Source organism: Pseudomonas sp. PICF6 (assembly GCF_009831705.1).
Lineage (GTDB): Bacteria > Pseudomonadota > Gammaproteobacteria > Pseudomonadales > Pseudomonadaceae > Aquipseudomonas > Aquipseudomonas rhizophila.
The window spans coordinates 1-676 of the sequence record NZ_WUUD01000012.1 but is presented as its reverse complement, the minus strand read 5'-3'; the positions used below and the strand labels follow the sequence as shown (position 1 = coordinate 676).

The 676-nt window shown below is 62.4% G+C and carries 1 pseudogene; it reads right to left on the bottom strand.

The window, feature by feature from the left end:
* Positions 1–676: pseudogene (locus GSM73_RS05005) on the bottom strand (two-component sensor histidine kinase); the annotation flags it as partial.

The following is a 676-nucleotide window of genomic DNA, read 5'->3' as shown; positions in this document are numbered from 1 at the left end:
CCAGGCGTTTGAGGGGCCGGCTCTGCCAATGCACCAGCAAACCGATGAACAGCAACAACAGGCTGCTGGTCAGCACGATGAAACCGACCTGCTGCGTCGGCAGGCTCTGCTCTTCAAGGCTGGTGTAGGGCTCGGGCAGCAGCGAAGCGATGTACAGCCATTCGCCCGGCGCCATCTGGATTTGCGTGACCAGCACCGGCGGGTTCACCGGTTCCAGGGTCAAGGCGTAGTGGGCCCAGGAGCGCGGCAATTCATCAAGCTTCAGGCCGCCGTTGAAAATCCGCAGGTCTTCGGGACTGACAAACTTCACCGAGATGTCGGCGCTGTTGCCCAGGGATTTTCGCAGTACGTCGTCCACCGCCTTGAGCACCGCCAACTTGCGCGGCGTAACCGGCAGCACGTCCATGCCCAGGGGTTTGTCGTTGAGCGTGACGACAAACCGCGTGCCGCCCATGCTGCGCAATTGATCCAGCACCAATGGCCGGTAAGCCACCGGCAACGAGCGCAGATAGCTGACACTGGCGGTCATCGAATGGGCCAGGCTACGGGCGCTGGTGACCAGGCCTTCGAGCTGGGTGGCGCGCAGTTGCGAGACCCAGATCAGGCTGGACAAGGTCTGGGCGAACAGCACCACCAGCAGGGTCAGCAGCAGCATTCTTCCAAGCAACGAACGCGG